Here is a 21,485-nt window from a genome sequence, read left to right as displayed (position 1 = left end):
CGTGGCCGTCTCCGTGTTCGATCTGTTCAAGGTGGGCATCGGCCCCAGCAGCTCGCACACCGTGGGGCCGATGCGGGCTGCGCGACTGTTCGCCCTGCATCTGCAAAGCAGCCAACTCCTGTCCCGCGTCGCCCGATTGGAATGCGCGCTGTATGGCTCGCTGGGCGCCACGGGCAAGGGGCATGGCAGCGACAAGGCGGTCATCCTCGGTCTGATGGGCGAGCAGCCCGATACCGTGGATGTGGACACCATTGCCGCGCGCATCGCGGCGCTGCAGACCACGCACCGGCTCGATCTGCTCGGCACACAAACGCTGGACTTCGACCCTGCGCGCGACATTGTGTTTTTCGCGCTCAAGCAGTTGCCGCTGCATGCCAACGGCCTGCGGTTTTCTGCCCATGACGCTGCTGGAGCGCTGATTGAACAGCGCGTTTACTACTCCGTGGGCGGCGGCTTCGTGGTGAGCGAAGACGTCGCGGCCGATGGCGAAAAGCAAAAACGCATCGCGCCCGACACCACCGTGTTGCCCCTGCCGTTTCACAGCGGCGCAGAGCTGCTGGAACTCACTCGTGCGCACCAACTCAGCATCGCGGGCGTCATGCGCAGCAACGAGCAGCATTGGCGCAGCGATGCCGAAATCAACCGCGGCCTGCAGCACATCTGGCAGGTCATGCAAGCCTGCGTCGCGCATGGCTGCGCCACCGAAGGCGAGTTGCCCGGCTGGCTGCATGTGCAGCGCCGTGCGCCCAAGCTCTATCGCACCCTGAGCGGCGCGCACGGAGTTGCGCTGACTGATGCCTCGGCTCTGCCGATGCCGCCAACGCCGCTGAGCGATCCGCTGCAAGTCATCGACTGGGTCAACCTCTTCGCCCTGGCCGTCAATGAAGAGAACGCCGCAGGCGGTCGCGTGGTTACCGCGCCGACCAACGGCGCTGCGGGCATCATCCCCGCCATGCTGCACTACTACACCCGCTTCGTCCCGGACGCGAGCGAGGCGGGCGTGGCCGACTTCCTGCTCACCGCGGGCGCCATCGGCCTGCTCTACAAAGAAAACGCCTCGATCAGCGGCGCCGAGGTCGGCTGCCAGGGTGAGGTGGGCGTGGCCTGCTCCATGGCCGCCGGTGCGCTCTGCGCTGTCATCGGCGGCACGCCCGAACAGGTGGAAAATGCCGCGGAAATCGGCATGGAACACCATCTCGGCCTGACTTGCGACCCCGTTGGCGGGCTGGTGCAAGTGCCCTGCATCGAGCGCAACGCCATCGCTTCGGTGCAGGCGCTCAATGCTGCGCGTATGGCCCTGCACGGCGACGGCCGCCACATCGTTTCGCTCGATCAGGTCATCAAGACCATGCGCGACACCGGTGCCGACATGCAGACCAAATACAAAGAAACCGCCCGCGGCGGTCTGGCGGTGAATATCGTCGAATGTTGAGCGCGGCTGCCGCGTGCGCGGCTGCAGGCAGCCGTCGGCAACGGCCGCCTTGGTTATGCTTTGAGAATTTTGCTGACCTGCATCGGACGTTTCCTCATGATCTTCCTCACCGGAGCCGCCGGTTTCATCGGCGCCAATTTTGTGCACCACTGGCTGGGCCAGAAAGACGAGCCCGTGCTGGTGCTCGACGCGCTCACTTATGCGGGCAACCTGGAGAGCCTGGCCCCAGTGGCCTCCGACCCGCGCTACCACTTCGCGCAGCTCGATATTTGCGACCGCCCGGCGGTGACCGCGCTGCTGACCACGCACCGCCCCCGCGCCCTCCTGCACTTCGCCGCCGAGAGCCATGTCGACCGCTCCATCCACGGCCCCGGCGACTTCATCCGCACCAATGTGCAAGGCACCTTCGAGCTGCTCGAAGCCATCCGCGCCTACTGGGCCGGGTTGCCCGCGCCGGAGAAAGCCGCCTTCCGCTTCCTGCACGTCTCCACCGATGAGGTGTACGGCAGCCTCTCGCCCACCGATCCCGCCTTCACCGAGACCACCCCCTACGCGCCCAACAGCCCCTACAGCGCGAGCAAGGCAGCAAGCGATCATCTGGTGCGTGCCTGGCATCACACCTACGGCCTGCCGGTACTCACCACCAACTGCTCCAACAACTACGGCCCGTATCAATTTCCGGAAAAGCTCATTCCCCTCATGATCCACAACGCCCTGGCCGGCAAACCCCTGCCGGTGTATGGCGACGGCCAGAACGTGCGCGACTGGCTGTATGTGCAAGACCACTGCCGCGCCATCGCCCGCGTGCTCGAAGCCGGTCGCCTAGGTGAGACCTACAACGTCGGCGGCTGCAACGAGGTGAAGAATCTCGATGTGGTGCACACCCTGTGCGACCTGCTCGATCAACTCCGCCCCAAGATGGATGGCAGCAGCTACCGGGCGCAGATCACTTTTGTGGCCGACCGTCCCGGCCATGATCGGCGCTACGCCATCGACGCCCGCAAGATCGAGCGCGAACTGGGCTGGACTCCGCAGGAGACCTTCGCCACCGGCCTGCGCAAAACCGTGCAGTGGTATCTCGACAACCCGGATTGGGTGGAACACGTCACCAGCGGCGCCTACCGCCAGTGGGTCGGCAAACAGTACGGAGCCGCCGCTTGAACCCGCCGCGCATCCTGCTGCTGGGCGCCGACGGCCAGGTCGGCTGGGAGCTGCGCCGCGCCTTGCTGCCGCTGGGCGACGTGCGGCCGCTGAATCGCACCCAAGCCGACCTTGGCGACCTCGATGCCCTACGCACCGTGCTGCAACGCGAGCAGCCTGAGCTTATCGTCAACGCCGCCGCCTACACCGCCGTCGACAAAGCCGAGACCGACCCTGAACTGGCCCAGCGCATCAACGCCGCAGCGCCTGGCGTGCTCGCCGCCTGGGCCGCGGAACACCACGCCATGCTGGTTCACTACTCCACCGACTACGTGTTCGACGGCGCCAAACCTGCGCCCGGCAGCTACACCGAGGCCGACACCCCCAACCCGCAAAGCGCCTACGGCCGCAGCAAGCTCGCGGGCGAACAGGCCATCACCGCCAGCGGTTGCCGCCATCTCATTCTGCGCACTTCCTGGGTGTACGCCGCGCGCGGGGGCAACTTCGCCAAGACCATGCTCAAACTCGCCACGGAGCGCGACAGCCTGCGGGTGATCGCCGACCAGTTCGGCGCCCCCACCAGCGCCGAGCTCCTGGCCGACGTCACCGCGCTGATGTTGCACCGCCTGCGCACCGACTCCGCTCTGGCACAGCAGGCCAGCGGCCTCTACCACCTCACCGCGCAGGGCAGCACCAGTTGGCACGGCTACGCGCAATTCGTCATCGCCCGCGCTGCCGCCCGCGGCCTGCCGCTGCGCTGCGCGCCCGAACAAGTGCAGGCCATCACCACGGCGGATTACCCGCTGCCCGCCCCGCGCCCGGCCAACTCCCGGCTGGACTGCAGCAAACTCCAAACCACCTTCGACCTGTTTCTGCCGCCCTGGCAGACTCAGGTGCAACGCCTGATCGACGAACTTCCGCTGTGACTTCCGCTATGACCCAAGCCCGCAAAGGCCTCATCCTCGCCGGCGGCTCCGGCACCCGGCTCTACCCCGTCACCCAGGCGGTGAGCAAGCAACTGCTGCCGGTGTACGACAAGCCGATGATCTACTACCCGCTGTCCGCGCTCATGCTCGCAGGCATCCGCGAGGTGCTCATCATCTCCACCCCGCAAGACACCCCGCGTTTTGCCCAGTTGCTCGGCGACGGCAGCCAGTGGGGCTTGAGCTTGCGGTACGCGGTGCAGCCCAGCCCCGACGGCCTGGCGCAGGCTTTTATCATCGGCCGCGACTTCATCGGCCATGCCCCAAGCGCGCTGGTACTCGGCGACAACCTGTTCTGGGGCCACGATCTGCAAGCCTCGCTCAAAGAGGCTCACGCCCAGACCCAAGGCGCGACGGTCTACGCCTATCACGTGCACGACCCCGAACGCTACGGCGTGGTCGAGTTCGACGCCACCGGCCGCGCCATCAGCATCGAAGAAAAGCCTGCCCAACCGAAGAGCAGCTACGCCGTCACCGGCCTGTACTTCTACGACCCGCAGGTGTGCGACATCGCCGCCCACCTCAAGCCCTCGCCGCGCGGCGAGCTGGAGATCACCGACGTCAACCGCGTCTATCTGCAGCAGGGCCAGTTGCAAGTGCAGACCCTCGGCCGCGGCTACGCCTGGCTGGACACCGGCACCCACGACAGCCTGCTCGAAGCCGGGCAGTTCATCGCCACGATTGAAAAGCGCCAGGGCCTGAAGGTCGCTTGCCCGGAGGAAATCGCCTTCCGCCAACGCTGGATTACTGCCTCCCAGCTCGAACAACTCGCCGCCCCGATGAAAAAGAACGGCTACGGCCAGTATCTGCTTCGCCTGCTGGCCGAGGAGAAGGTATGAAGGTCATTCCCACCGCCCTACCCGAAGTGCTCATTCTGGAGCCCAAAGTCTTTGGGGACGACCGCGGCTTTTTCTTCGAGAGCTACAACCGCAAGACCTTCGCGTTGGACACCGGGCTGGATGTGGAGTTCGTGCAGGACAACCATTCCAAATCCGCCCAGGGCGTGCTGCGCGGTCTGCACTACCAGCTCGTCAAGCCGCAGGGCAAGCTGGTGCGCGCGGTCACCGGCACGGTCTGGGATGTGGCGGTGGATCTGCGCCGCAGCTCGCCGCGGTTCAAGCAGTGGGTGGGCGTGGAACTGAGCGCGCAGAACCAGCGCCTGCTGTGGGTGCCGCCGGGCTTCGGTCACGGCTTCGTGGTGCTGAGCGAAACCGCCGACTTCCTCTACAAGACCACCGACTACTGGTACCCGGAACACGACCGCAATCTCGCCTGGAACGATCCGGAACTGGCCATCGCCTGGCCGCTGAAAGGTTTGCACCTGCCGGGCGGCCAGCCGAGTCTGGCGGCGAAGGATGCGGCGGCGCCCCGGCTGGCGCAGGCCGAGGTGTACGACTGAGGGCTGACTGACGGCCTCTCGGGCCCCTTGCGGCGTGCGCTTTGTTGAGCAGATTGACGGGTGCACTGAAATAATGCGCCCATGCCTTCCAAAAGCCACTCCTTTCTTGACCCAAGCACCGTTCTTCTGCTGACCCTGCCGCCTCTGTTCTGGGCCGGCAATGCCGTCGTGGGGCGGCTGATGGTGGGGCAGATTCCCCCCATGGCGCTGAGCTTTTACCGCTGGTTGTTCGCGCTGCTGCTGGCGCTGCTCATCGTCGGCCCCGATCTGTGGCGCAACCGGGCGGTGTTGCGCAGCAAGTGGAAGTCGCTTGCCGTCATGGGCATTCTGGGGGTGGGCAGCTACAACTCGCTGCAATACGTGGCGCTGGAGACCACCACGCCGCTCAACGTCTCGCTCATCACTTCCAGCGCGCCGGTGTTCATCCTGCTAATCGGCGGGGCGTTTTACAAGCAGACTGTGGGACGGGCGCAATGGATCGGCGCCATGCTGTCGATCGCCGGGGTGGCGCTGGTCGTGGCCAAGGGCGATCTGGCGCATCTGACGGCGCTGCACTACGCGCCGGGCGATCTCATCATGCTCGTGGCCGTGTTTCTGTGGGCGATCTACACCTGGGAGCTGCGGCAGCGGCCCCTGGGCCTGGCGCCGATGACTTCGCTGGCCGCGCAGATGATCTGGGGTGTGCTGTCCATCCTGCCTTTCATGCTGGCCGAACGCTGGATCGGAGGTCAGACGACTCATTGGGGCGGCCCGGTCTGGCTGGCGCTGGCCTATGTGGCGGTGTTGCCGTCGCTGCTGGCCTACTGGTGCTGGGGCAGCGCGGTGGGCAAGGTCGGGGCGCAGATTCCGTCTTACTTCGGCAATCTGGCGCCCTTGTTCGCCGCGCTGCTGAGCTGGTTGTTTCTGGGCGAAACCATCCACTGGTATCACCTGTGGGCGGCTTTGTTGATCTTCGCCGGGATTCACGTCGCCCTCAACGCGCGCCAGCAGCCGGTGCCGCTGGAGCAGGAATTGTGAAGTCTTTCACACAATCCGCGGCTCTTCACCGAAGTCCGGGAATGGGGCGTTGTGGTGGTTTGCCAGCGCAGGGTAAAGTGCAGCAAGCTTGAAATCCATCCCGATGATGTCCACTGCCCCGATTGAATGACTTCCGAGCCGAACGTCAACGGCGCCTCACCCGATACCCTGACTTTCGGGATGGAGCAGCAGTCCGAGCTGCCCTTGTCGGCCTCTGGTCAGGCGCCGCAACTGGCGCCGACGCCTATCGTGCAGCGCTGGATTCGCCGCACTTACTGGACGCTGTTCATCACCTTCGTCGTGCTCGCGCTGGTCTACGCCGTGACCTCCTGGCGGGGGCAACGGGAGATTCTCTACGGCTCGCTCGACACCAGTTCCAGTTTTCTGGTGAGCGCCACGCAGTCTTACTTCCAGGGTTTCTCGTCGGTGCTCGAAGCCACCGGCTCCGACCTTCAGGACAAGGCCGATTTGCTGCAACATCCCGAAGTGCTGCAGATTCTGCTCGAACGCAGGCAGGCGCTGCTGCCGGGTTCGCTGTCGATCAACATCGTATCGGCCGATGGGCGTTTTCTGGGCAGCTCGCTGCGCTCGGACAAACTCCCCGATCTGCAGCACTATCCCGATCTGTTGCATGCGCTGGCGCGCCTGCGCGCCCAGCCGCAAAAAAACAAGCTCATCATCGGTCGCCCCCTGATCGGGCCGCTGTTGGGTAAATGGGTGATCCCGCTGGTGCGCGAGATTCCCGCAGGGCAGACGCATCCGGCGTTCTACGTCATTGCCGCGGTCAGTACCCAGGCTTTTCTGCAACAAACCCTGGCGAACACGGCGCTGCCTTACAGCGGAATTGCCGCTGTGCTGGCGCGCAACGATGGCTATGTGCTCGCCCGCTGGCCAGCACCCAAAAAAGCGTCGTTCTTCTCCAAGCCGCAGACCGGGGTATTCGCCCAGTCTTTGACCGATCAGCCGGCGACCCCCAGTGCGCATTACAACGGCTGGGTCGCGGCGGACGGTTCGATGCGTATCGGCAGTTGGCAGCGGCTGCCGGGCTATCCCGACTTGGCGGTGGCGGTTTCGGTGCCAGGCAGTCTGCTGTGGACGCAATACCTGCACACCATCTGGCCGCCGATGGTCGGGCTGCTGCTGTTGCTGCTGTTGCTCACCGTGCTGTATCGCTACGCCACGGGCCAGATCGGCCGCGAACAGGCGCTGGCGCAGGTTCAGCAGCAGCGGCTGCGTACCCTGGCCATCACCGATCCGCTCACGGCGGTCGGCAACCGGACGCTATTGCGCGAGCGGCTCCAGGTGGCGCTTGAAACCGCCTGGAGACGTCAGGGCGAATTCGGCCTGCTCCTGCTCGATCTCGATGGCTTCAAACAAGTCAACGACGCCTATGGGCACTCGGCCGGCGATGCGTTGTTGCGCGAAACCGCGCAGCGTCTGCAGGCCATCCTGCGCGAAGGTGAAGTCATGGCCCGCATGGGCGGGGACGAATTCGCCGTGCTGCTGACGGAAGGGCTGGGCAGCGGCGAAATCGCGGCCGAAGCGGCGGCGCAGCGCATCCTCTCGGCGCTGCGCCAGCCCTTCGATCTGGGCGTGGGTCGGCAGGCGTCGATTTCGGTGAGTTTGGGCTGCGCACTTTATCCGCAGGACGGCGGCGATGCCGAGACCTTGCTGCGCCGCGCCGATCTGGCGCTCTATGCCGCCAAGGCTGCGGGGCGAGACCGCTACCTGCGTTTCAAGCCCGATTTCGAGCGCGAGGCTCAGCGCCAGAAAAATTTGCTCGAAAGCGTGGAGGCCGCTTTGCAGCAAGGGCGGCTGTCGCTCAATTACCAGCCCATCGTGGCCATCGGGGGAGACCCGGCGCGGCCCGCGGTGGTGGGCGTCGAAGCCTTGCTGCGTCTGCAGACCGAGCAGGGCGGGCAAATGGTGGCGGCCGACTTTGCCAGCGTGCTCGACCACGGACGGCTGGCGCGCGCCATCGGCCGCTTCGTGCTCGACCAGGCGCTGACCCAGGGCGTGCAGTGGCGCGCCGAGGGCTTGGAGCTGCATATCGCCGTCAATATCAGCGCCGAGCATCTTCTGGCGCCCGAGTTTCTGGACGATCTGCATCAGGCGCTGCACAACCATCCCGGTTTTCCCGCGAGCGGGCTGATGCTCGAGGTCACCGAGTCGGCGCCGCTGCGCAACCTGGAGCAGGCGCGGCAGATTTTGCAAAGCTGCCAGGATCTTGGCCTGAGCGTCGCGCTCGACGACTTCGGCACCGGCGCGGCCTCGCTCACTTACTTGCAGCAGCTTCCGGCGCAATCGATCAAGATCGATCAGTCCTTCGTGCGCGACATGGTCAACGACCCGAAAGACTTCGCCATCGTCTCCGCCGTGGTCACCGCGGCCAATCTGCTCGGGCTGGAAGTCATTGGCGAAGGCGCCGAAACGCTGGAGCATCTCTCGGTGCTGGCGGCGATGAACTGCACCCTGGCGCAGGGCTACGCCATTGCCCGCCCGCTGCCCGCCGACGCCGTGGCCACCTGGGTGCAGACCTGGGTGCGGCCCACGGCCAATCTGCGCGCCGCCGAGTTTCCGCACGAAGTCGAGGTGGCTCAGCTACGCCGGGTGGAACGGCTGCAGCAGGCGGTGCGCGGCGAGGTGCCGTTTCCCGACCATGTGCTCGACGTGGCGGCGGAAAACCAGTGCCACCTCGGCCTGTGGCTCAACGGTCAAGGGCGGCTGTATTACGGCCGCGACCCGCGCTACGCGCTGCTGCTGGAGCAGCATGCCGAAATCCATGAACTCGCGCGCCAGGCCAAGGCCGCGCTCGATCTGGGCGAGCTGAACGCCGCCCGCCGCTACGGGCAGGATGTGGCCGAGCTCAGCGCCATCGTGCTTGCGGGCATCCGCCAGCTCAGCGCCACGCCTCAGGATTGAGCTGCCGCCGCAGCAGCAGCCACTACCTCGCCCAGCTCGATGACCGCCAACGCGTAGAACGCCGACTGGTTGTAGCGGGTGATGGCGTAAAAATTGTCCGTGCCCAGCACATAGTCGGGCGCGGCGTCGGCATTGGGCAGTTGCACCACGGCCAGCTTGCCCGCATAGGCGCGGGCCTGCGGCAGCAGCGGCAGGCCCATTGCCACGAGCTGGTCGGCGGTGAAGGTTGGCGTAATGTCGGGCCCGAGCAAGGTGTCGAGACTGGCTTGCGGCAGATCGGGCGGCAGTTGCAGGGGGAAGTGCGCTGGCTGGCCGCGCACCCAGCGCTTGGCGGCCAGGTAGCTGGCCACCGAGCCTATGGCGTCTGCCGGGTCGGAGATCAGATCGATGCCGCCGCCGTGGTCGAAGTCCACCGCATATTTCAAGATGCTCTCGGGCATGAACTGCGGCATGCCGATGGCTCCCGCATACGAGCCGCGCACCTGCAGCGGGTTGCGTGCATCTTGTGCGCACCACTGGAAAAAATCGCCGAGCTGCACGCCGAAGTAAGCGCTGCGGTCGCGTGGCGCTTGCGTGGGGTAGCGCAGCGCCAGGGTGGAGAGCGCATCGACCACGCGGAAGTTGCCCATATTGCGGCCGTAGATCGTCTCCACCCCGAGGATGCCCGCGACGATGTGCGGCGGCACGCCGTAGCGCTCCTGCGCTCGCTGGAACCACACGCCGAATTCCTGCATGAAGTCACTGCCCGAGCCGATGCGCAGACTGTCGAGAAACCGGCTGCGGTACACCCGCCAGTTTTTCTTGCCCGGCGGCCCCGGCAGAATGAGTCGGGCCACCGTGGCGCTGTATTGCGCCCGGCCGATCAGCCGCGCCACCAGGGCTTCGGGCAGCTTGTTGCGCTCCACAATGCGCGCAATCAAGGCCTGTGCGGCGCCGACATTCCAGTCGCCCAGTTGGGCCGAAGACAGCGCTGCGGCTGGAGCCACGCTGCTCGCGCCGGGAAGCGGCGCGGACGCACCAGCGCTTTGAGCCAGGGCGGCAGGGGGCAGCAGCGCGCCCAAAGCCAGTCCGGCACCGGCGTGCAGGCAACGGCGGCGGCCCATATTGCCGGGAGGGAAGGGGACTTGCGGGAGTTTGAACATCGCAGCGGGCAGCGAGCAGAGCAATGCCGACATGTTCGCACGATGGAGCTTTGCGCCGGACGCAAACGCGCAGGGCGCGGCAGACGATTCAACATCTTGTCACATTTGGACTGTAACTTTTCGTTTTCAGCCGTAACGCTATTGTTGTCGGCTCTTCCCTGATGGAGTTCAAGATGTCCCAATCCCCAGCCAATCCTTCACGACGCCAGGCCCTGAAGCTGTTCGGTGGCGCGCCTTTGCTGCCGCTGGGCGTCGGCCTGGGCGGTTCCGCCCTGCTCGCCGCCTGCGGTGGCGGCTCGACGGCGGCCACTGCGGCCACCGCCACCCCCACGGCCGCAGCCTTCACCGCGATGGCCGCGCCCGGCATCGCCGACCCGGCGAGCATGGCGACCACCAACGTCGCTTCAGCGCTCAAAGTGGCCTACAGCGACGGCAGCAGCCAGACTTACCAACTTGGTTATCAACCGTTTTTCATCACTGGCCAGCAAGTGCCCAACGGCAACGGCGGCACACTGATCGCCGGTAGCTACTTCGACATCAACGGCAAGCCCATCATGGATAACTCCGTGCCGGCGTCGGCACGCCAGTTCTTCTCTGACGCCCCCGACGGCACTACGCTGCTCAGCGTGCCGGGCGCCAAGGTTGCCGGTGTGAAGGGCAATACCGTGTTCGCCGTGGTGCAGTTCGAATACACCAGCCTGGATCAGGCGGGTGTCTCGGCCTACGGCAAACTGCCTTCGCCCATCGCCGTGCTCACCCTCGACCAAGATCCGGCCACCGGCAAGCTCAGTCTGGTGAAGTATTACAACGTGCCCACCGCACCGGCCAATGGCCTGTGGATCACCTGCGGCGCCAGCTTGTCGCCCTGGGGCACCCATCTGTCCAGCGAAGAATACGAGCCCGACGCCGCCTCCATCGCCAAGAACACCCAGTTCCAGGCCTTCATCACCAATCTGTACGGCGACGCCGCCGCGGTGAGCGATCCGGTCAAGGCCAATCCTTATCTTTACGGCCATCTGCCCGAAGTTACCGTCAACGCCGACGGCACCGGCACGGTGAAAAAACATTACTGCATGGGCCGCATTTCGCATGAACTCATCCAGGTCATGCCCGACCAGCGCACCGCGCTGATGGGCGACGACGCCACCAACGGCGGCCTGTTCCTGTTCATCGCCGATAAAGCCGCCGACCTGTCGGCTGGCACGCTATACGTTGCTCAAGCAACGCAGACCAGCGCTCCGGGTGTGGGCACCGGCACCTTCACGCTGAAATGGGTGAACCTCGGCCATGCCACCAGCGCGGAAGTGCTGGCGCTGGCGCAGGCCGCGGCGCAAAACGGCGGCACGCCCAGCATCATGGACGTCAAAACCACCGACCCGGTCGATCCCACCTACACCCAGGTCTGGCTGGGCGGCAAGAAAAACTGGATCAAGCTCGTTCCGGGGCAGGAAAAGGCGGCAGCCTTCCTCGAAACCCACCGCTACGCCGGGCTCATGGGCGGCACCATGGCCTTCACCAAAATGGAAGGCACGACCGTCAACGCCAAAGACAAGATCGCCTACTCCGCCATGTCCTATATCCAGTCGTCGATGGTCGATGGCTCGATCCCCGGCTTCAAAGTCGCCGGGCCGAAGGCCGGTGCGGTGTACGCCCTCAACCTCAAGGCCGGGCAAGTGGACACCAGCGGCGCCGCGATGAACAGCGAGTGGGTGCCGGTGGACATGGCTGCGCCTGCCGCGCTGGTGGGCGAAGACCTGGCCACGCCCGATGCCTTGGGCAATCTCGCCAATCCGAACAAGATCGCCAACCCCGACAACATCAAGTTCTCGGAAAAGCTGCGCACCCTGTTCATCGGCGAAGACAGCGGCATGCATGTCAACAACTTTCTCTGGGCGTACAACGTCGATACCAAGCAACTCAGCCGCATCCTCTCCACCCCGGCGGGTGCCGAGAGCACTGGCTTGCAGGGCGTCGATAACGTGAACGGCTGGATGTATGTGATGAGCAACTTCCAGCACCCCGGCGACTGGGAGATCAAGACCGTCACCGCCAACGGCGTGACCAATACCACCGGCCTGCACGCCAAGGTGTACCAGACTCTGGAGCCGCTGATCGACAAGAACTACGAAAACGGCTATGGCGCTGCCGTGGGCTACATCACCGGCTTACCGCAGACCACCAAAGTCTGAGCATCCCGCAGACGTTTCATCTAGGCCCGCCGCGTGCGGGCCTTTTTCTGCGGGTTCATCCCGGTGTCAATCGGGCGCCAAATCGGCATACTCCCTGGACTGTGGCGCAGCGTGTTGCGCGATCAAAACCAAGGAGACCGGTGCGGCGCCCAAGCCGCGCCCGAAGGAGATGTCTGCTGAATTGCCGCTCGACTGGATACTGGAAAAAACGCCCAAGGGTCGTGAAGAACTCGTCACCCGTGCCCACCATCTCCTGCCTGGGCAGCGCAATCTGCTCATCATGGCCGATGGCCATCGGCCGGTGGCTGAGTTGCTCAAAGCGGGTGCCGACCCCGAGCGCTGCCTTCTAGCGCTGCGCGGCTTGCTCGTTGAGGGCTATCTGGTGCGCAACGCCGCCGCGTTTCCCTCAGTTGCGCCCGTCTCCTTGTTTGCCGCCGACGCGCCGCAGCAGACCCCCCACGGCCTGCTCATCGCCCTCGTCGAAGAACAGTTCGGCGCCCAGGCCTCGCGGCTGGTGCAGAAAATCGAGCAACATCCCGACACCCCGGAAGGCCGCGCTGCCGCCGTGCAAGCCTGCGTCAAATTCATCCGCTTGTTCATCGATGAGAAACAAGCACAAGCCTTCGCTCAGCGCGCGCAGGAGCTGTTGCCTGACTGACCCACCCGCTTGAAATCCAGCCTGTCGCCGTGTCGTCGCGCCACGGCAGGGCTCCATCACCATCCCCTGCGCGAGTGTTTCAAACCCTCTTGGAGACAACCCCCCATGAAAACACTGTTCAACCCCCGCCGTTCGCTGCAAGCCTTCGGTCTGGCCGCCGGTCTGGCCCTGTCCTGCGTGTCGGCCACAGCCTGGGCCGACACCCCGGTGCTGATGTCGCCCCAATGGGCCAGCGAAGCCTGCACCGCCTGGAACAACACCCCCGAGCTGACCAACGGACTCAAGGGCGAGTTCATGCACGACGACAAAGGCCGCGGCTACAAGCTGGTGGAGATGTACCGCACCGATTGCGGCAAGGACACCGCGGTTGAGCTCAAGTTGCAACTGCAAAACGACAAGGCCATGTGCGTCTCCGGCGGCGCGCCTACCCTCAAGCCCAACTTCGACGTCGACTTTCTCATGCACGCCAACACCAAGCAGTGGGAAGAAATGGGCAAGGGCGAATACGGCCCGATGAAAGCCATGATGTTCGGCCGCCTCGAATTCCAGGGGCCGAAGATGGTGGCGATGCGCGCCATGGACCCGTTCTCCTCTTTCCTGCTGCTGGTCGGCAAAGTGCCGGGCAGCACGGCCACTTGCCCGAAATAAGCAAGAGGTGCGTTTCACGCGCCTGAAATCAAAAAGACAGGGACGCAGTGCATCCCTATCTTTTTGATGTGCCTCGATCATAGACCAGGCTTCGGTGCTGAGGGGTGGATATACGCCCACCCTTGCGCTTCCCGAATGGTGATTTCTCCCATACCGGACGGCACCACAGTGATGAATGGATATAGATCCTTGCGATCCACATGCAACTCGCGCAAGGTATTGGCACATTGCGCTAACAGCACGCCCTGCTGTTGCAGAACTTGCAATTTTTTCTCAAAACCATTGTTCTTGACGTAGGCGGCGAATCCCTGGGCGTTGGCGATCAACTCGACCTGGACCTTGCCTTTGAGCCTGGGGTCATGGAGCAGGTTTTCTATATTGTTGATGGTCTTTTTGATAGCGCCTGGACTACCGGAGTCGATCTGGAAGATCGCACCGTAGTGCGACTGCGTGGCGATTGCCGGAACCGTATCCTCGGCGTGTGCCAGACCGGGCAAGAATGCAAATGTAGTGAGCGTTGCGCCAACAAGCGCACGTCGGATGAACATGTTCATGATGTTTCCTTGGACAAAGTGGGTAATGGCGCTGGAGCCATCAGAAGAAATGACGCAGGCCGATGGTTAGACCACTGGCACTCGCGCCGCCAACGGTTCCCTGTGCGGTGAAACCGTTATCGCCAACATATAAATCTGTTGCCGAATCGTTGCGGATGCGTGAATACGATGTATAGATGTTCGTCCTCTTGGAGAGCGGATAAAGATAACCAATGGCCACTTGCGTTGCGGTGGTGTCAGATTTGTTCATGTCACTGCGCCTGGAAATTGAAGCCAGAAATTTCCCTCGCGGCAGGGGAATAGTTGCGCCAAGCATCCATATTTTCAAATCCGGTACGAAATGTCCTGCCGCATAGGGCAGACCATCGCCGTATTTTTCGTCAGAGTAAAGTGCAGTCAGTTTGGCGACGGAAAAATCATATCCACCATAGAGCTGGACGACTTCATTATTGAACGAGCCCTGTTGGGTGAGCGTTGCAGCTGGACCGAATTCCCAGGCCAGTGCAACATAAGGATTAAATTTGCTGTCTGCGCTGTACGGATGGTTATTTTTTAGGTAATCAATTCCAGCAGTAAAATTTTTGGATTCATAATCCACGTTCAGTTCATAAGACTGTCCCTTTGAGAAGCTTCCGGGCTGTCCACCAAATGCGTAGAGCATGGCGGCCGTTAGCCCGCCAAAATCGGGAGTCCGGTATCCAACAGCCTGCGAAAATCGAACGTAGTTATAGCCTGCCGGGTCGATGTTTTTCACAGCCCCAGTCATCCCTGTCATGAATGGATCGATCTTGACGAGATTGTCATAATTCAGACTGTAAAAGCGACCGGCCTTAAAAACGCCATAGCGGCTTTTTAAGCCCAGCACGCTGAGGCGACCCATGAACCCCCCACCCGAGCAAACACTCGATCCCACGGCACTGTTATCCCCTTTGTATACGAGGCTACCTGGAAACGAATTGGTGCCGTTTCCACAAAATCCGGTTTCGACATCAAAAAATGTTTGCAAACCCCCTCCTAAATTTTCCTGTCCTCGTATCCCGATCCGGTCTGTGGATTGCACGCCGGAACCGAGCCGGTTCAGGCTGGTGTTGTCATAGGTCAGCCTTTCAATGCCCATGTCGATGACGCCGTAGAGCTGGGCACCCCCCTTAGCGTGGGCCATTTGACAGCATGCCCCTATGACTACAGCTGCCATGATGCTTCTTTTCATGCAATCTCCTCCTTGATCTATTTTTGAACCCGATAGCGTGCTGCTCGGCTCTGGACTGAAGGACTTCAGCAAGGCGGATTCAAATAGAGATTGCAACTCTCAACAAATGGATTTTTCTTGTTACTTATATGAACTAAATTTGTATCAAATTCGGGGCATTAAATATAAGAAAATAAATATATGGTGAAAAAATATAATAAATATTTTCTTATATTTTAAGAATTTCAATGGGTTGCACGATTCCTCGGCATTCCTACAAGAAAATTCGCAAAGAATATTCATGCAATGCAGCCAATTGACACGGCGTGATCAGCCCAATCGCAGCAGGACGGCGAAGTCTCCGCTGTTACAGTAAGACGGATTTGTTGCAAGTGGCCTGGCGCGTCCTTGGCTTTGCCGTCGTGCTGTCAAGCTGATTGCGCTGGACAAACCGTATCGACCAGCTCAGGACTCCTGAGTTCGACAGTTCGAAGCCGTTGCGCAGCCACAAACAATCGCCGGGGTCCTATGAATCAATCACTTGCAAGCGCTCAGAAGGGCGTTTTCAGATTTCTTTGTAGTGCCAATTTACTACCGTGAAGTAGTTCATCTGCGCGTGCGCAGCGCTATACTTGGTGCATGTTCCTCAAGATCTCCTCCTCGGGCGGTCACCGCTACGTTCGGCTGGTGGAGTCGTTCCGCAACGCGGATGGCCAACCCCGGCAACGCACGATCGCAACCCTCGGGCGTCTGGACGAACAGGGCGGACCGCTCGATGCCCTGCTGGGGGCCTTGCTGCGGGCCAAGGGTCGGCCTTCGGGCGACAGTGATCCGTCTCAGGTGCGCTTCGAGTCGGCGCTGACGTTGGGCGATGTTTGGGCCCTGCACGCCTTGTGGCACGAACTCGGATTCCATGGCCTGGGCGCCATCTTCCGGCGCGCCCGGTTCACCACTGCGGTCGAGCACGCGATCCGTGTGATGGTCTTCAACCGACTGTGCGACCCAGACTCCAAGCTGGGCGTGCTGCGCTGGCTGCAGACCGTCAGCATGCCCGGCATCGACGTGGACAAGCTGACGCATCAGCACTTGCTGCGCAGCATGGATGCCCTGATGGACCACCAGCAAGCCGTCGACGACTGCGTGGCCCAGTTGCTGCGCCCGCTCATTGATGAAGACCTCTCGGTGGTCTTTTACGATCTGACCACCATCCGCGCCGAAGGTCTCAGCCAGCAAGACGGTGATGTACGCCACTTCGGCCTGTCCAAGGAGGGCGTGATCGCCCGGCAGTTCCTGCTGGGCGTGGTGCAGACAGCCGACGGCATGCCGATCTTCCACGAGGTGTTCGACGGCAACGCCGCCGAGGCGCCGACCCTGGAGCCCACCTTGAAGAAGGTGCTCTCGCGCTACCCGCACATCAGGCGCCTGGTGGTGGTGGCCGACCGCGGGCTACTTTCGCTTGACAACATCGAGGCGTTGTCCAAGTTGCATGGGGCTGGAGATCGGCCGCTGGAGTTCATCCTGGCGGTGCCGGGGCGACGCTACGGTGAGTTTGTCGATCTTCTCGAGCCCATGAGCGAGCGTGCTGCCCAGGCCAACCAGGAGATCGTCGAAGAGGCGCAGTGGCAAGGCCATCGCCTGGTGGTGGTCCACAGCCCCGTGCGAGCGACCGAGCAAACCCAGGAGCGCCTTGCACGCATCCATGCCTTGCAGCAACGCGCCGATCAGTTGGCCGGCAAGCTCGACGCCCAGGACGAAGGCAAAGTCCAGCGCGGGCGCAAGCTCTCGGATTCCGGCGCCAAGGCCCGCTTCTTCCACGAAGTCAGCGACGCCCGCCTGGCGCGCATCATCAAGGTGGACCTGCAGTCCGATCTGTTCACCTATGCGATCGATGAAACCGCACTCGCGCGAGCGCAACTCATGGACGGCAAGCTGATGCTGGTCACCAATGTCCAGGATCTGAGCCCGGCCGAGGTGGTGCGGCGCTACAAGTCGCTGGCCGACATCGAGCGTGGCTTCAAGGTGCTCAAGTCCGAGATCGAGATCGCCCCGGTGTTCCACCGCCGGCCCGAGCGCATCAAGGCCCACGCCAGCCTGTGCTTCATCGCGCTGATCCTGTACCGCGTCATGCGCCAGCGCCTCAAACTCGCCAGCAGCGAACTGTCTCCAGAAACCGCCCTGGCCGACCTGCGCCGCATCCAGCGCCACACCGTGCGCATCGACAGCGGCGCCCCCATCCACGGCATCTCCACCATCCAACCTCGCCAGGCCGATGTCCTGGCCGCACTCAACATCAAAAAACCCACCCAAGACACCCAACTGCCCCTGCTGTAGTGGCAATTTCAACAACCTGCCATAGACAGATCAAGCACTTACGACAGTTGGTGTCGAACTCGGGAGGACTGGCGGGAAACAGGCGGGGGCTGTCAGGTCAGCACGATGTCGTACTGTTGCTGCGAAAACGCGGGCTCGACCTGTAGCGACACGGGCTTGCCGATGAAGTCGGAGAGCGAGGCCAGATGCTGGCTTTCTTCTTCGAGGAACAGGTCGATGACGTCGGCGGCGCCGACGATGCGGAACTCGCGCGGGTTGAATTGTTTGGCCTCGCGCAGAATTTCCCGCAGGATTTCATAGCACACGGTGCGCGCGGTTTTCACTTGACCCAGCCCGCCGCAGGTGGGGCAGGGCTCCAGCAGCATGTGCGCCAGCGAGTCGCGGGTGCGTTTGCGGGTGAGTTCCACCAGGCCGAGTTGCGAGAAGCCGCTGACGGTGACCTTCACCTTGTCGCGCGCCAGCGATTTACGCAGTTCGTCGAGCACGGCGGCGCGGTGCTGGGCGTTGTGCATGTCGATGAAGTCGATGATGATGATGCCGCCCAGATTGCGCAGCCGCAGTTGGCGGGCGATGGCTTGCGTGGCCTCCAGATTGGTGCGGTAGATGGTGTCGTCGAAGTTGCGCGCGCCGACGAAACCGCCGGTGTTGACGTCGATGGTGGTCATCGCCTCGGTCTGGTCGATGATGAGGTAGCCGCCGGATTTGAGGTCGACTCGCCGCCCCAGCGCGCGCTCGATTTCCTCGTCCACGTTCGCCGTCTCGAACAGCGGGCGCTCGCCGCGGTAGAGCTGCAGGCGGCCGCTGACCCGGGGCATGTATTCGGCGGCGAAGCTCTGAAGCAGCTCGAAGTTTTCGCGCGAGTCGATCTGCACGCTGCGGGTGGCGTCGCTCACCAGATCGCGTAGCACCCGCTGCGCCAGGCTGAGTTCCTGGTAGATCAGGGCGCTGGGGCTGGTGACGTGGGCGCGCTGCTGAATGGCGGCCCAGGTCTTGCGCAGGTAGGCGATGTCTTCGGCCAGCTCCGCGTCGCTGGCGTCTTCGGCATTGGTGCGCACGATGAAGCCTTGCGCATCGCCGGCATCCGTCGCCAGCAGGGCGGTCATGCGTTCGCGCAACGCGGTGCGCAGCTCTGCGCCGTCGATTTTTTGCGAAATGCCGATGTGGTTGTCTTGCGGCAGATGCACCAGCATGCGTCCGGCCAGGCTGATCTGCGTGGTCAGGCGCGCGCCCTTGGTGTTGATCGGGTCTTTGAGCACCTGCACCATCAGCGTCTGGCCTTCGTAGATCAGCTTTTCGATGGGCTGAAGGGGCGGTGCTGTCGCCGCTTCGCTGGCGGCCTCGGTGGGCACGGGAATGGCCTGGCGCTGCCATAGGTCGGCCACATGCAAAAAGGCCGTGCGCTCCAGGCCGATATCGATGAAGGCGGACTGCATGCCGGGCAGCACCCGCGCCACTTTGCCCAGATAGATATTGCCCACCAGCCCGCGTTCCAGGCTGCGTTCGATGTGCAGTTCCTGCACCGCGGCGTGGGCCACCAAGGCGACCCGGGTTTCCTGCGGGGTGATGTTGATGAGAATGTCTTCGGGCGTCGGATTCATGGGCGCGTTGTCTCTTGTTGTGTGGGGCTGTGCGGGTGGGCAGACCAACCGGCTGCGCGCAGCAGCTGCAGCGTTTCAAACAGCGGCAGGCCGATGATGCCACTGGCGCTGCCGCTGAGGTGCTCGACGAAGGCCGCGCCGCGCCCCTGCAGGGCATAGGCGCCGGCCTTGCCAAAAGGCTCGCCGCTGACGATGTAGTCGGCGATGTCCTGCTCGCTCAAGGCGGCGAAGCGCACCTGCGAGGTTTGCAGTGCCGCATGCCGCGCCGCGCCGCGCTGCACGCAGACCGCGGTGAGCACCTGGTGCGTTTTGCCGGAGAGGGTGCGAAGAATGCGCGCCGCGTCGTCAGTGCTTTCCGGCTTGCCGTAAATCACGCCGTCCAGCGCCACGGTGGTGTCGGCGCACAGCAGCACGGCGGCCTCGGGCGAGACCTCGGGGCGGCAACGGGCCAGACGCTCGCGCGCCGCCTCCAGCTTGAGACGGGTGACGCGCTGCACATAGTCGGCCGGGGGCTCGCCGGGCAGCGCGGCTTCCAGCGCTTCGCTGTTTTCGTCGGGCAGCGGCGCCAGCAGCGCGAAGGGCACGCCGATCTGCCGCAGCAACTCCTGTCGCCGCGGGCTGGCGGAGGCCAGATAGACGGTGATGGCAGACGTGCGGTTCGGGTTGGGCTGCATGCGGGGAGCGGAAAACGACGGAGCGCTTATTGTCCGTGTAAACGCCTGTGAAAACCGGTTTATGCGGGTTTGCGGCGGTGCGGACGGCGGCTCCTAGAATCTGCCGCCATGCATATTCATATTCTTGGAATTTGCGGTACCTTCATGGGCGGCCTGGCGGCGCTGGCGAAGGAGTCCGGGCACCGCGTGACCGGCTGCGACGCGCAGGTCTATCCGCCCATGAGCAGGCAGTTGCAGCAGTTGGGCATCGAACTGGTCGAGGGCTACGGCGCCGACCAACTTGCGCTCAGGCCCGATCTGTGGGTCATCGGCAATGTGGTGTCGCGCGGCAATGCCTTGATGGAGGCGATCCTCGATGCCGGGCAGCCTTACATCAGCGGGCCGCAGTGGCTGGCCGAGCATGTGCTGCAGGGCCGCTGGACACTGGCGGTCGCGGGCACGCACGGCAAGACCACCACCACCTCGATGCTGGCGCACATTCTCGACGTTGCTGGGCTGAATCCCGGTTTTCTCATCGGCGGCGTGCCGCTGGACTTTGGGGCCTCGGCGCGTTTGGGGGGCGACAAGACTCCCCACCCCAACCCTCCCCGCGAGCAGGGAGGCAGCGATCTCGCTTCTTCCGCGCGCGGGGAGGGGGAAAGCCCCTCCTCCACAGCGTGGGGGAGGCTGGGAGGGGGAGGCTTTTTTGTCATCGAAGCCGACGAATACGACACCGCCTTTTTCGACAAACGCTCCAAGTTCGTGCATTACCGCCCGCGTACCGCCGTGCTCAACAACCTGGAGTTCGACCACGCCGACATCTTCCCCGATCTCGCCGCCATCGAAACCCAGTTCCACTATCTGGTGCGCACCGTGCCGCGCAGCGGGCAGCTCGTGGTCAACGTCCGCTCGGACGCCTTGCAGCGCGTGCTCGCGCGCGGCTGCTGGAGCGAAGTGGTGCGCTTCGACGACGATGAGAACGGCTGGAGCGCGCAAGGCGGCGAGCAGCAGTTCGAGGTGCGGCTGCGCGGCAAACGCGTGGGCGAAGTGCGCTGGAGCCAAACCGGCGCGCACAACCGCAGCAACGCCCTGGCCGCCATTGCCGCGGCCCAGCACGCCGGGGTGTTTGCCGACGAAGCCTGCGCCGCGCTGTGCAGCTTTCAGGGCGTGAAGCGCCGGATGGAACTGCGCGGCACCGCGGGCGGCGTGCAGGTCATCGACGACTTCGCTCACCACCCCACGGCCATCGCCACCACGATCGCCGGGCTGCGGCATCAAATGCTGGCCGATTCCCATGCCGCTTTAGGCCGCATTCTGGCGGTGTTCGAGCCGCGTTCCAACACCATGAAACTCGGCGCGATGAAGGCGCTGCTGCCTGGCGCCCTGTCGGGCGCCGACCTGAGCTTTGGCTACGCCGGTGGCTTGGGCTGGAATCTCGCCAAAGCGCTGCAGCCGCTGGGCGACAAGGCGCAGGCGTTCGACGATCTCGGCGCGCTGGTGGCCGCGGTGGCCGCTGTCGCCCGCCCCGGCGACCGCGTGCTGGTGATGAGCAACGGCGGCTTTGGCGGGGTGCACGACAAGCTGCTCCAAGCCTTGCAAGCGCGCGACCTTCCCCCTCAACCCTGAAAGT

The 21,485-nt window shown here is 63.6% G+C and carries 17 protein-coding genes; 12 read left to right on the top strand and 5 right to left on the bottom strand.

What is annotated here, in order from left to right:
* Position 1: 1 nt before the first annotated feature.
* The 7 genes from THI_RS13695 (at position 2) to THI_RS13665 (ending at position 8,893) form a co-directional block, all read left to right on the top strand.
* Positions 2–1,432, top strand: coding sequence for an L-serine ammonia-lyase (locus THI_RS13695; protein WP_013106848.1), 1,431 nt, complete (start codon positions 2–4; stop codon positions 1,430–1,432).
* Positions 1,433–1,528: 96 nt separating this feature from the next.
* Positions 1,529–2,593, top strand: coding sequence for a dTDP-glucose 4,6-dehydratase (gene rfbB / locus THI_RS13690; protein ID WP_013106847.1), 1,065 nt, complete (start codon positions 1,529–1,531; stop codon positions 2,591–2,593).
* Entirely contained in the window at positions 2,590–3,498 is a 909-nt protein-coding gene (gene rfbD / locus THI_RS13685) for a dTDP-4-dehydrorhamnose reductase (protein ID WP_013106846.1), read from the top strand. The genes rfbB and rfbD overlap by 4 nt, the downstream gene beginning before the upstream one ends.
* Positions 3,499–3,506: 8 nt before the next feature.
* A complete protein-coding gene (rfbA, locus tag THI_RS13680) occupies positions 3,507–4,394 on the top strand; it encodes a glucose-1-phosphate thymidylyltransferase RfbA (protein WP_013106845.1) in 888 nt (295 codons plus the stop codon).
* Positions 4,391–4,954: a dTDP-4-dehydrorhamnose 3,5-epimerase gene (gene rfbC, locus THI_RS13675; RefSeq protein ID WP_013106844.1), complete on the top strand. Its 564-nt coding sequence runs from the start codon at positions 4,391–4,393 to the stop codon at positions 4,952–4,954. The genes rfbA and rfbC overlap by 4 nt, the downstream gene beginning before the upstream one ends.
* Before the next feature lie 81 nt (positions 4,955–5,035).
* Positions 5,036–5,971, top strand: a complete 936-nt coding sequence (locus THI_RS13670; protein WP_013106843.1) for a DMT family transporter — start codon at positions 5,036–5,038, stop codon at positions 5,969–5,971.
* A 126-nt stretch (positions 5,972–6,097) separates the two neighbouring features.
* A complete protein-coding gene (locus THI_RS13665) occupies positions 6,098–8,893 on the top strand; it encodes an EAL domain-containing protein (protein ID WP_013106842.1) in 2,796 nt (931 codons plus the stop codon).
* Here the strand turns inward: THI_RS13665 and mltB are convergent.
* Entirely contained in the window at positions 8,884–10,068 is a 1,185-nt protein-coding gene (gene mltB, locus THI_RS13660) for a lytic murein transglycosylase B (protein ID WP_013106841.1), read from the bottom strand. The two genes, THI_RS13665 and mltB, sit on opposite strands and share 10 nt — an antisense overlap.
* A gap of 140 nt (positions 10,069–10,208) precedes the next feature.
* On the opposite strand from mltB, the gene THI_RS13655 reads away from it, so the two are divergent.
* From THI_RS13655 to THI_RS13645, 3 genes are all read left to right on the top strand, one after another.
* On the top strand, positions 10,209–12,224 hold the full coding sequence (locus THI_RS13655; RefSeq protein WP_013106840.1) for a PhoX family protein: 2,016 nt from the start codon (positions 10,209–10,211) through the stop codon (positions 12,222–12,224).
* Positions 12,225–12,393: 169 nt separating this feature from the next.
* Positions 12,394–12,882, top strand: a complete 489-nt coding sequence (locus tag THI_RS13650; RefSeq protein ID WP_013106839.1) for a hypothetical protein — start codon at positions 12,394–12,396, stop codon at positions 12,880–12,882.
* Between the two features lie 105 nt (positions 12,883–12,987).
* Positions 12,988–13,530: an SCP2 sterol-binding domain-containing protein gene (locus tag THI_RS13645; protein WP_013106838.1), complete on the top strand. Its 543-nt coding sequence runs from the start codon at positions 12,988–12,990 to the stop codon at positions 13,528–13,530.
* A 77-nt stretch (positions 13,531–13,607) separates the two neighbouring features.
* Here the strand turns inward: THI_RS13645 and THI_RS13640 are convergent, their stop codons facing one another.
* Both THI_RS13640 and THI_RS18540 read right to left on the bottom strand, forming a co-directional pair.
* Entirely contained in the window at positions 13,608–14,084 is a 477-nt protein-coding gene (locus THI_RS13640) for a DsrE family protein (protein ID WP_013106837.1), read from the bottom strand.
* Positions 14,085–14,124: 40 nt separating this feature from the next.
* Complete coding sequence (locus THI_RS18540; RefSeq protein WP_013106836.1) at positions 14,125–15,294, bottom strand: porin; 1,170 nt, start codon at positions 15,292–15,294, stop codon at positions 14,125–14,127.
* Positions 15,295–15,912: 618 nt separating this feature from the next.
* On the opposite strand from THI_RS18540, the gene THI_RS13630 reads away from it, so the two are divergent.
* Positions 15,913–17,604, top strand: a complete 1,692-nt coding sequence (locus THI_RS13630) for an IS1634-like element ISThsp7 family transposase (protein WP_013104896.1) — start codon at positions 15,913–15,915, stop codon at positions 17,602–17,604.
* Positions 17,605–17,696: 92 nt separating this feature from the next.
* Here the strand turns inward: THI_RS13630 and rng are convergent, their stop codons facing one another.
* Together rng and THI_RS13620 are read right to left on the bottom strand one after the other, a co-directional pair.
* Positions 17,697–19,202, bottom strand: a complete 1,506-nt coding sequence (rng, locus tag THI_RS13625; protein WP_013106835.1) for a ribonuclease G — start codon at positions 19,200–19,202, stop codon at positions 17,697–17,699.
* On the bottom strand, positions 19,199–19,876 hold the full coding sequence (locus THI_RS13620; protein ID WP_013106834.1) for a Maf family protein: 678 nt from the start codon (positions 19,874–19,876) through the stop codon (positions 19,199–19,201). Before THI_RS13620 ends, rng begins: the two co-directional genes overlap by 4 nt.
* 108 nt (positions 19,877–19,984) lie before the next feature.
* Here THI_RS13620 and mpl point away from each other — a divergent pair, with 108 nt between their 5' ends.
* Positions 19,985–21,481: a UDP-N-acetylmuramate:L-alanyl-gamma-D-glutamyl-meso-diaminopimelate ligase gene (mpl, locus tag THI_RS13615; RefSeq protein ID WP_013106833.1), complete on the top strand. Its 1,497-nt coding sequence runs from the start codon at positions 19,985–19,987 to the stop codon at positions 21,479–21,481.
* Positions 21,482–21,485: the final 4 nt, after the last annotated feature.

It is taken from the genome of Thiomonas arsenitoxydans (genome assembly GCF_000253115.1).
GTDB lineage: Bacteria > Pseudomonadota > Gammaproteobacteria > Burkholderiales > Burkholderiaceae_C > Thiomonas > Thiomonas arsenitoxydans.
This window is presented reverse-complemented; position numbering and strand designations above follow the sequence as displayed.

Excerpts from the sequence above, each read along its gene's own strand:
- rfbB (WP_013106847.1), top strand. The coding sequence starts at position 1,529 with ATGATCTTCCTCACCGGAGCCGCCGGTTTCATCGGCGCCAATTTTGTG.
- rfbA (WP_013106845.1), top strand. The coding sequence starts at position 3,507 with ATGACCCAAGCCCGCAAAGGCCTCATCCTCGCCGGCGGCTCCGGCACC.
- rfbC (WP_013106844.1), top strand. The coding sequence starts at position 4,391 with ATGAAGGTCATTCCCACCGCCCTACCCGAAGTGCTCATTCTGGAGCCC.
- THI_RS13670 (WP_013106843.1), top strand. The coding sequence starts at position 5,036 with ATGCCTTCCAAAAGCCACTCCTTTCTTGACCCAAGCACCGTTCTTCTG.
- THI_RS13665 (WP_013106842.1), top strand. The coding sequence starts at position 6,098 with ATGACTTCCGAGCCGAACGTCAACGGCGCCTCACCCGATACCCTGACT.
- mltB (WP_013106841.1), bottom strand. The coding sequence starts at position 10,068 with ATGTCGGCATTGCTCTGCTCGCTGCCCGCTGCGATGTTCAAACTCCCG.
- THI_RS13655 (WP_013106840.1), top strand. The coding sequence starts at position 10,209 with ATGTCCCAATCCCCAGCCAATCCTTCACGACGCCAGGCCCTGAAGCTG.
- THI_RS13650 (WP_013106839.1), top strand. The coding sequence starts at position 12,394 with ATGTCTGCTGAATTGCCGCTCGACTGGATACTGGAAAAAACGCCCAAG.
- THI_RS13645 (WP_013106838.1), top strand. The coding sequence starts at position 12,988 with ATGAAAACACTGTTCAACCCCCGCCGTTCGCTGCAAGCCTTCGGTCTG.
- THI_RS13640 (WP_013106837.1), bottom strand. The coding sequence starts at position 14,084 with ATGAACATGTTCATCCGACGTGCGCTTGTTGGCGCAACGCTCACTACA.
- THI_RS18540 (WP_013106836.1), bottom strand. The coding sequence starts at position 15,294 with ATGAAAAGAAGCATCATGGCAGCTGTAGTCATAGGGGCATGCTGTCAA.
- THI_RS13630 (WP_013104896.1), top strand. The coding sequence starts at position 15,913 with ATGTTCCTCAAGATCTCCTCCTCGGGCGGTCACCGCTACGTTCGGCTG.
- rng (WP_013106835.1), bottom strand. The coding sequence starts at position 19,202 with ATGAATCCGACGCCCGAAGACATTCTCATCAACATCACCCCGCAGGAA.
- THI_RS13620 (WP_013106834.1), bottom strand. The coding sequence starts at position 19,876 with ATGCAGCCCAACCCGAACCGCACGTCTGCCATCACCGTCTATCTGGCC.
- mpl (WP_013106833.1), top strand. The coding sequence starts at position 19,985 with ATGCATATTCATATTCTTGGAATTTGCGGTACCTTCATGGGCGGCCTG.